This is a genomic window from Flavobacterium sp. LK-23 (genome assembly GCF_058135255.1).
Genome location: NZ_JBYUVT010000015.1, coordinates 121,102 through 129,884 on the forward strand (window position 1 = coordinate 121,102; position 8,783 = coordinate 129,884).

Here is an 8,783-nt window from a genome sequence, read left to right on the forward strand (position 1 = left end):
TTGAAAAATATATGAGGAAAATTGGACTTATTGGCGGAATCAGCTGGGTTTCTACATCTGATTATTATACTTTAATTAATAAAGGAATTAATGAAAAACTAGGCGGACTAAATTTCTCTGAATGTCTAATCTACTCTTTTAATTATGCCGATATTAAAAAGAATAACGATGCCAACGACTGGGATTCTACTTTTAATATGCTTCTAAAAGCGGCAGAAGTTTTAAAATCGGGCGGGGCAGAAGCTATTGTTTTATGTGCCAATACGATGCATTTAATTGCAGATAAACTGCAGCAAGCTATTGGACTTCCGCTTATTCATATTGCTGAAGAAACAGCAATTGAAATTCAGAAAAAAGACTTGAAAAAAGTAGGTTTACTGGGAACAAAATTCACAATGGAATTGGATTTCTTTAAAGATAAACTTGCTGAAAAAGGAATTAAAGCAATAATACCAATAAGCGAAGCCGACAAAGATTTTATTCATTACACCATTTTCGAAGAATTAGGAAGAGGAATTGCAACCGAAGAAACAAAAAAGCGTTATCTTGAAATTGCAAATGAATTAATCAAAAATGGAGCAGAAGGAATTATTTTAGGATGCACCGAAATTCCGCTAGTAATAAAAGAAGGAGATTTAAGTGTCCCTATTTTTGATACAACTTTAATACATACAAAAGCAGCGATTAATTTTCAGTTAACTTAAAAAAGATGCTAAGATTCTGAGATGCTAAGGTTCTAAGCTTCTAAGTTTCTAAGCTTCTAAGTTTCTAAGTTTTTAATCTTAACAACATAAAAAAGCGGTAAATTCAACTTGAATTTACCGCTTTTTTTTAAACTTAGTATCTTAGAAACTTAGCATCTCAGAATCTCAGAATCTTAGCATCTTAGAACCTTTTAAAAAAAACTATTTTTTCTTCTTAGGCTCTTCTTTTTTTACTGTTTCAGATGCCATTGTTTTTTTCTTGTAAATCGGAATAAAGTAGGAAACTGTGTAGTTGAAACCAATTCCAAAACTTCCATCATAAGTTCTGTTAAAACCTGGAATATAAAGGTTTTCGAAATTATTTGGTTCTTTATTAGAAGTCAGAAGTTTAAGCTGAACACCGAAACCAACAAATACATTTTTCACAACTTGAGCTTTTAGTCCTAATGCAACTTCGATCCAAGTAGCGGTAAGTCCGCTATATTTATTGTCTGTTGCTATTGGAGGTAATTCTCCCCAATACGGATTTGGGTTATAGATCTTATAGCTATGCAATTCTTGGGCAAAACTACTAAATCCGCCACGGAGTCCTATTGTGATAAGGTTTTCCATATCAAGCCAGTTTTGATAAAAATTATAGTCAAAACCTGCTTTTATATAAGTTCCGTTAGCAGAAGAAGTCAAACGGTCATCTTCTGTAGTTTTATCTTCGTAGCCTAATTCTGCCGCTAAGAAATACTTTTTGGTTAATCGCCAGTCTCCAACAAATTCTACTCCCTTATAATCTTTGTCATAAAGGCCGCGAGTAAGTTTGTACAAATCGACACCAACTCGAAGTCCGTAGCGGTCTGTTTTTACAACGCTATCTTTTAGGGCTTGAGCTTCCTGAATTTCTGGTTTTGCCGTTTTTACAGTTTCTGTTTTTGGCTTTTTAGTCGCTACCGTGTCTTTCAAATTTTTAGAAATCTCAGGAACATCCTGCGCATAACCTAAAAACATTGAAAACAATAATGAAAGACTAGAAATAAACTTTAATGTGTGTTTCATTTTCAGATTCAATGTTAGGGTTTTCTAAATCAACTTCGGTCATCCAAAACGTATCTCCGTCTGGATCAGTATGTACAAAAGGCAGAATATTTTTTAGCTGAAAAATAGTTTTAAAGCCACAAGCTCTCGAAACATATACATTTTGCGTGTTATAGTTAAATTTAATAACATCAGTGTTGATGGCTGTGGTGCTTAACGAACTGTAAATAAACTTAAAGGTTGCTGTAGTGTCATTTACCTTTAACGGAATTGATACCGTACTTCCGCTGGTTACATATCTCAATGAATCATCTTCTGCAAGACTTTCATTAAAAACAATCCCTTCTTCCATTCCGTCACCAATAACTTTTAGGTTGGTAACATTTTTTGTTTTCGTCGGACTAGAAATATCATAAAATGTCATAACCAATCTTGGTGTAGTTGGTGTATTGGCATCGCAGATGTCATCTTTCTCGCAGCTAGATAAGCCGAAAGTGAAGAGCAGTAAAAGAGAGATTAATTTTTTCATGTATTTTTTATCGAAGTTCTAAAAGTACAACATTTTCAACATGATGCGTTTGCGGAAACATATCTACAGGGCGCACACGAGTTACTTTGTATTTTTCATCCATTAAAGCTAGATCACGCGCTTGAGTTGCAGAATTACAGCTTACATAAACCACTTTTTTAGGAGCAATTTTTAAAATTTGCTCTACAACATCTTTATGCATTCCGTCGCGAGGCGGATCTGTAATAATAACGTCCGGTTTTCCGTGCTGTGCAATAAAAGCTTCATTAAAGACTACCTTCATGTCACCAACAAAAAACTCGCAATTTGTAATATTATTGCGTTCTGCATTGGCTTTAGCATCAATAATAGCTTCAGGAACACTTTCTACTCCAATTACTTTTTTTGCTTTTTTAGAAACGAACTGAGCAATGGTTCCAGTTCCTGTATATAAGTCATAAACTACTTCATTTCCTGTAAGTCCAGCAAAATCTCGTGTTATTTTATACAATTCGTAAGCTTGATCAGAATTGGTTTGATAAAAAGATTTAGCATTAATGCTGAATTTTAAACCTTCCATTTCTTCCAAAATGTAGTTTCTTCCTTTGTAAAGAATGACATCCTGATCGTAAATTGTATCGTTTGGTTTTCCGTTTACAACATATTGTAATGAAGTAATTTGAGGGAATTTCTCGTATAAATGGTCCAGCATTAATTCTCGGTTTTCTTTATCTTCTTCAAAAAACTGAATCAAAACCATGATTTCTCCAGTAGAAACCGTACGAATCATAACCGTTCTTAATAATCCAGAATGTTCTCTCGGATTAAAAAAAGCTAAATTATGTTCGTTTGCAAAAGCTCTAATTTCGTTACGAATGGCATTTGAAGGATCTTCTTGTAAATGACATTTGTTGATGTCTAAGATTTTATCCCACATTTTAGGAATATGAAAACCTAAAGCATTTCTGTTACCTAAATCTTCAGTGCTTCCAATTTCTTTTTCAGTTAACCAACGGCTGTTAGAAAAAGAAAATTCCATTTTATTTCTATAGAAAAACTGTTTCTCAGAACCTAAAATATCTTCAAATTCTGGAAGTTCGATTTTTCCTATTCTTTGTAAGTGATTTTTAACTTCATTTTGTTTAAATGCAAGTTGCTGGCTGTATTTCATATTTTGCCATTTGCAACCTCCGCATACACCAAAATGTTCGCATATTGGCTCAACTCTATATTCAGATAATTCGTGAAATTTTACCGCTTTACCTTCGTAATATGCTTTTCTTTTTTTTAGTGTCTGTACGTCTACAACATCTCCAGGTACCACATTCGGAATAAAGATAACTTTTCCGTCAGGTGCTTTGGCTACTGAAACCCCTTTTGCACCAGCATCAAGAACTTGAATTTGATGAAAGACAATTTTGTCTGTATTTTTTCTTCCCATAGCGCAAAAATAAGCCTTTGAAAACTTTTACAAATTTAATTTTAGAAAAAATTTAGAAATTCTTCAAAATATTAGTTTAATTGGGGATAAAAGCTAATTTTGTTTTCGTAATAATCCCAATAAAATTACATATTAACCTGCTATTTTTATCTTTTTATGAAGTTGTATCACAAACTTTCACAAATCAGCTTTCTTAAAAAAAGTTATGCTTTCAAATTTTTATTTGTTGCTTTTATCGGTATACATATTCCCTTAATCGGAATCTTATTTTTTGTTCTATTTTTTGAACATAAAGTATCATCGGCTTCTATTCTTGTTTTTTCTTTAATTATGACATTGCTGGCAACGGCAATAACACTTTTGGTTTTAAATAAACTGATAAAGCCAATTGCTATAGCGTCAAAAGCGTTAGACGACTATAGAGATTCAAGAAAAATAGCCGCTTTGCCAACAGATTATACAGACGAAGCAGGTCTGCTTTTGTGTAACATACAGGAATCTATTAATGAAGCAGAGAATTTTATAAACGAAAAACAGGATTTGGTTTATATGCTTTCGCATGATTTGAAAAATTTTGCAGGAAACCCGCAAGGTTTAGCGAAGCTTATTATAAGCGAAGAACCATCAGAATCGGTTAAAAATATGGCTGAGCTAATTTGCGAATCGACTGAACTGCAATTTAGATACATCGAAAATTTTATCAAATTGCTAAAAGAACAAGACGATGTTGTAAAAGTAAACCCAGAAGTGAAGGCGGTTTTGTTTTCGAATATTGTGCCTTTTATTAACGAACAAGTCGAACAGCGTTTGTTAGATAAAAATATAAAAATGGATTTGGTTTTGAAATGTAATGAAGCAAAACTGAAGATAGACGAGGGGCTTTTGGTTCAAGTATTGGTAAATCTAATAAGCAACGCCGTTAAGTTCTCTTATTTTGATAGCGAAATTAAAGTAAGAATCTTTTCTGCAGATTCAAAATTGATTATGACGGTAAAAGATTACGGAATGGGTTTTGATCGAAATCAGATTGAGGAATTATTTAAAAAATTCACCAAAATGAGCCGTTTAGGAACCGCAAACGAAGGTTCGACAGGAATCGGATTGTATTTGTGCAAAAAAATCATAGAAAGAAACAAAGGTCGATTGACCGCATCTAGCGAAGGAAAAAATAAAGGTGCAGAATTTAAGATAGAATTCGACGTTTAGACTCTAAAAAAAAAATAAGGCTGTAAGATTTTATTCTTGACAGCCTTTTATATTTTAATAATAAAGATTTACCAAAGCTGATGAACAGAAGGTTTGATAAGGTCATTATAGATTTTATTCATTGCTGAAAGCTGCTCTGAAGTTAATTTTGGAGTGTCATAAACCGATAAATTTGATAAAACATGTTCTGTTTTGGATGCTCCAGGAATAATACAGCTTACTTCATTAAAACTCAAAATCCATTGTAACGCAATTGTAGCTAGATTTTTTGATTCTGGAAATAAAGCTTTTAATTCTTCAACAGCTTTTAATCCTAATTCGTAATCAATTCCAGAAAAAGTCTCGCCTTTATCAAACGCTTCTCCGTTACGATTAAAATTGCGGTGATCCTGAGGGTCAAAAGTTGTTTTTGCATCAAATTTACCTGTTAAAAGACCGCTTGCTAATGGAACTCTGGCAATAATTCCGATATCTTTCTTTTTAGCTTCCGCGAAAAACAATTCAGAAGGTCGCTGACGAAACAAATTGAAGATAATCTGAACCGTTGTTACGTTTGAATATTCAATGGCTTTTAAAGCTTCTTCGACTTTTTCAACACTTACACCGAGGTTAAGAATTTTTCCCTGATCTTTTAGTCTATCAAAAAGTTCAAATATTTCTGGACGATAATAAACTTCAGTCGGCGGACAATGCAGCTGAATCAAATCAAGTGTTTCTAATCCCGTTCTTTTTAAACTGTCTTCAACAAATTTTTGAAGTACTTTTGGCGTATATCCTTCATTCACATGCGGATTAATTTGGCGTCCGCATTTAGTGGCAACAAAAATACGTTCAGAACGAGAACGAACCACTCTTCCAACAGCAGTTTCGCTTAATCCATTTTCGTAAACATCGGCCGTATCAATAAAGTTTACACCATTATCAATAGCAGTATTTAAAAGTTCATCGGCAGTTTTATCATCAAAACCCGATCCCCATTTTCCGCCAACTTGCCAAGTGCCAAGCGAAATTTCAGAGATATTAAAGTTTGTTTTTCCTAGTTTTCTGTAGTTCATTTTTTTTAAGATTCTAAGGTTCTAAGTTGCTGAGATTCTAAGTTTTTTTCTAAAGTTGCTGAGATTATAAGGCACAAAGTTTTTTAAACTATCCAAATCTTAGCATCTTAGAACCTTAGCAACTTAGTATCTTTTTAGTCAAATAAATCCGAAGACAAATAACGATCGCCGCGGTCGCAGATAACGGCAACCACAACTCCAGATTCTAATTGTTCTGCAATTTTTAAGGCAACTGCAACAGAGCCTCCGCTGCTCATACCAGCAAAAACACCTTCTTCTAGCGCTAGTCTTTTGGTTATTTCTCGTGCTTCTTCTTCGCTCACATCTACAACAGTATCGACTTTAGAAGCATCAAATATTTTAGGAAGATATTCCTGTGGCCATTTACGGATTCCAGGAATCTGAGAACCATCACTTGGCTGTGCGCCAACGATCTGAACATTTGGATTTTTTTCTTTCAAATAAGTAGAAGTCCCGATAATAGTTCCTGTTGTTCCCATTGCCGAAACGAAATGCGTTACCGTTCCGTCAGTATCATTCCAAATTTCAGGTCCTGTTGTTTTGTAATGCGCTTTCCAGTTATCATCATTCGCAAACTGGTTCAGCATTAAATAGCCTCCTTGCGCTACTTTTTTATCTGCATAATCTCTAGAACCAATAATTCCTTCGCTTGCAGGCGTAAGAATAACTGTTGCGCCATAAGCACGCATAGTTTGAGTGCGCTCTTTGGTAGAATCTTCTGGTAAAACCAGTTCGATTTCAATGCCGAATAATTGAGCAATCATAGCCAGCGCAATTCCAGTGTTCCCGCTGGTTGCTTCAATTAATTTATCTCCTTTTTTGATATCGCCTCTTTCTAATGCTGCAGCAATCATATTGTATGCCGCTCTATCTTTTACGCTTCCTCCAGGATTATTTCCTTCTAGTTTCAGTAAAAGTTTTACATTTTTATTTTTAACTAGATTGACCGTTTCCATCAAAGGAGTATTGCCAATTAGGTTTAATAATTTATGTGAATTCATGTTATTTTTTTTCTTTTATTTTAACGTCAGTCGTAGTGGTGTTTAAAACGATAGAATCTTCCGGAATAGATTTGGTAACCCATGCATTTCCTCCAACAACACTGTTTTTTCCAATTACAGTTTCTCCGCCCAGAATTGTTGCATTGGCATAAATGCAGACATTGGCTTCAACAGTGGGATGCCTTTTTGCATTTTTCATGTCTTTGCTTACGCTTAATGCACCAAGCGTAACACCTTGATAGATTTTTACATGTTTTTTGATAACGGTAGTTTCACCAATTACAATGCCGGTTGCATGATCAATAAAAAATGGCGATGCAATATCGGCTCCAGCGTGAATATCTGTACCAGTAATTCTATGTGCGTATTCGCTCATTAATCGAGAGAATAATAATAAGTCTAAATGATATAATTCGTGACTAAGTCTGTAAATTGCAATGGCATAAAAGCCTGGATACCCCAAGTACACTTCATCAATGCTGTTTGATGCAGGATCGTTTTCAAGAATATATTCGGCATCTTGATTTAGTTTTTCTAATACTCCAGGAAGTTTCTCCAAAAAGCGATCCCAGATAGATTCGCATAAATTTTGAGGTTTTTTACAAGCCAAAACCGCAATTTCTTTAAAGCGAAACTCTAGTTCATCAATGCTTTCGTCAAGTGCCGCATTCGAATCAAAAAGCGTGTAAAAAAGCTTTTCTGTAAAGTCTTCTGTTTTGGTTTTAATACCGTAATTTATGTGTGAGTGGCTCTTTAAAGCTCTTATATTTTGTATGATATTGTCTTTTGTCACAATGGTAAAAATGAATGAATAATTTTGGAACGTTAAAAGTAAGGCGTTTTTTGGAAATAAAATCACGATTTAACGAAAGAAATTTACTTTGAAAGGTTTGATTTGTGATAAAAAGCAAATTCTAAACGGTTCTTATTTATGCAATTCTTAAGAAGTTAATTGCGTAAATTAGCTTTCAAAATATACTAAAATGAAAAATAAACCAACATTTAAGAGTGCAATTTCTGGCAATTCTTTTGATGAAAATGAGAAAGTTTATGGAAGAGCAATTCATGATCCTATTTTGGGATTGATTAAAAAGGAATATCCCGATTTTAATGCCGAAGATTGCATTTCTATAAATGAATTGAATGTCTACCGCCAGAAATATATTTCAAATTATCTTTCTAGTGAAATAGGAGCGCTTTCGGCAATGGAGAAAAATGTCATTTCTTCGTTAAAAGAAGATAAATCGATTGTGAGTATTGTAGAAGATGAGGAAGAAACTAGAACTTTAGGGCAAAAAGTGGCCGATAAAGTGGCTGATTTTGGCGGGAGCTGGACTTTTATTATTTCGTTTGTAGTTTTTATTACGATTTGGATTGCTTCAAATGTTTATATTTTTCTAAACAAAGGTTTTGATCCCTATCCATTCATTCTTTTAAATTTAATACTTTCTTGCGTTGCAGCTTTGCAGGCGCCCGTTATTATGATGAGCCAAAACCGTCAGGAAGAAAAAGATCGCAATCGCGCTAAAAAAGATTTTATGATCAACCTGAAATCGGAATTGGAGATTAGATTAATTCATGATAAAATTGATCATTTAATTATGCATCAGCAGCAAGAACTAATCGAAATTCAGAAAGTGCAAATCGAGATGATGAATGATATTTTGGATCAGATTAAGAAATAGAAGTTTCTTAAAATTCGATTTTTTTTAAATCCCAAATTCCAAAAGGAGCGAAGCGACTTTTAGAAAATCTAAAATCTAAAATCTAAAATCTAAAATCTAAAATCTAAAATCTAAAATCTAAAATCTAAAATCTAAA

The 8,783-nt window shown here is 33.7% G+C and carries 9 protein-coding genes; 3 read left to right on the forward strand and 6 right to left on the reverse strand.

The genetic code is table 11. From position 1 onward, the window contains the following. Positions 1-11: 11 nt before the first annotated feature. Positions 12-704: an aspartate/glutamate racemase family protein gene (locus AC3Y25_RS19040; protein WP_489903824.1), complete on the forward strand. Its 693-nt coding sequence runs from the start codon at positions 12-14 to the stop codon at positions 702-704. A gap of 201 nt (positions 705-905) precedes the next feature. Here AC3Y25_RS19040 and AC3Y25_RS19045 read toward each other — a convergent pair whose 3' ends face one another. Genes AC3Y25_RS19045 through rlmD form a run of 3 tightly spaced genes read right to left on the reverse strand, consistent with a single transcriptional unit; the run spans position 906 to position 3,679 of the window. After that, on the reverse strand, positions 906-1,751 hold the full coding sequence (locus tag AC3Y25_RS19045; protein WP_379797760.1) for a DUF6048 family protein: 846 nt from the start codon (positions 1,749-1,751) through the stop codon (positions 906-908). Next, positions 1,723-2,259 (reverse strand): DUF6452 family protein, encoded by a 537-nt coding sequence (locus AC3Y25_RS19050; protein WP_095930945.1) that lies wholly within the window; start codon positions 2,257-2,259, stop codon positions 1,723-1,725. The genes AC3Y25_RS19045 and AC3Y25_RS19050 overlap by 29 nt, the downstream gene beginning before the upstream one ends. A gap of 7 nt (positions 2,260-2,266) precedes the next feature. Continuing rightward, positions 2,267-3,679, reverse strand: a complete 1,413-nt coding sequence (rlmD, locus tag AC3Y25_RS19055) for a 23S rRNA (uracil(1939)-C(5))-methyltransferase RlmD (RefSeq protein WP_489903825.1) — start codon at positions 3,677-3,679, stop codon at positions 2,267-2,269. Positions 3,680-4,009: 330 nt separating this feature from the next. On the opposite strand from rlmD, the gene AC3Y25_RS19060 reads away from it, so the two are divergent. Further along, on the forward strand, positions 4,010-4,885 hold the full coding sequence (locus AC3Y25_RS19060; RefSeq protein WP_489903826.1) for a sensor histidine kinase: 876 nt from the start codon (positions 4,010-4,012) through the stop codon (positions 4,883-4,885). A gap of 68 nt (positions 4,886-4,953) precedes the next feature. Here the strand turns inward: AC3Y25_RS19060 and AC3Y25_RS19065 are convergent, their stop codons facing one another. The 3 genes from AC3Y25_RS19065 to epsC form a co-directional block, all read right to left on the reverse strand. After that, positions 4,954-5,940 (reverse strand): aldo/keto reductase, encoded by a 987-nt coding sequence (locus AC3Y25_RS19065; RefSeq protein ID WP_489903827.1) that lies wholly within the window; start codon positions 5,938-5,940, stop codon positions 4,954-4,956. A gap of 134 nt (positions 5,941-6,074) precedes the next feature. Continuing rightward, the gene (gene cysM / locus AC3Y25_RS19070; RefSeq protein ID WP_489903828.1) at positions 6,075-6,962 is read right to left on the reverse strand and encodes a cysteine synthase CysM; all 888 of its coding nucleotides are present in this window, start codon (positions 6,960-6,962) and stop codon (positions 6,075-6,077) included. A gap of 1 nt (position 6,963) precedes the next feature. Beyond that, positions 6,964-7,755: a serine O-acetyltransferase EpsC gene (epsC, locus tag AC3Y25_RS19075; protein ID WP_095930983.1), complete on the reverse strand. Its 792-nt coding sequence runs from the start codon at positions 7,753-7,755 to the stop codon at positions 6,964-6,966. A 190-nt stretch (positions 7,756-7,945) separates the two neighbouring features. Here epsC and AC3Y25_RS19080 point away from each other — a divergent pair, with 190 nt between their 5' ends. Beyond that, positions 7,946-8,647 carry a DUF1003 domain-containing protein gene (locus AC3Y25_RS19080; RefSeq protein ID WP_427872941.1) on the forward strand — a complete coding sequence of 234 codons (702 nt, stop codon included), beginning with the start codon at positions 7,946-7,948 and terminating at the stop codon, positions 8,645-8,647. The last annotated feature ends 136 nt before the right edge of the window (positions 8,648-8,783 follow it).

Coding starts and splice junctions, on each gene's coding strand:
- AC3Y25_RS19050 (WP_095930945.1), bottom strand. CDS start 2,259: ATGAAAAAATTAATCTCTCTTTTACTGCTCTTCACTTTCGGCTTATCT.
- AC3Y25_RS19065 (WP_489903827.1), bottom strand. CDS start 5,940: ATGAACTACAGAAAACTAGGAAAAACAAACTTTAATATCTCTGAAATT.
- cysM (WP_489903828.1), bottom strand. CDS start 6,962: ATGAATTCACATAAATTATTAAACCTAATTGGCAATACTCCTTTGATG.
- AC3Y25_RS19040 (WP_489903824.1), top strand. CDS start 12: ATGAGGAAAATTGGACTTATTGGCGGAATCAGCTGGGTTTCTACATCT.
- AC3Y25_RS19080 (WP_427872941.1), top strand. CDS start 7,946: ATGAAAAATAAACCAACATTTAAGAGTGCAATTTCTGGCAATTCTTTT.
- rlmD (WP_489903825.1), bottom strand. CDS start 3,679: ATGGGAAGAAAAAATACAGACAAAATTGTCTTTCATCAAATTCAAGTT.
- AC3Y25_RS19045 (WP_379797760.1), bottom strand. CDS start 1,751: ATGAAACACACATTAAAGTTTATTTCTAGTCTTTCATTATTGTTTTCA.
- AC3Y25_RS19060 (WP_489903826.1), top strand. CDS start 4,010: ATGACATTGCTGGCAACGGCAATAACACTTTTGGTTTTAAATAAACTG.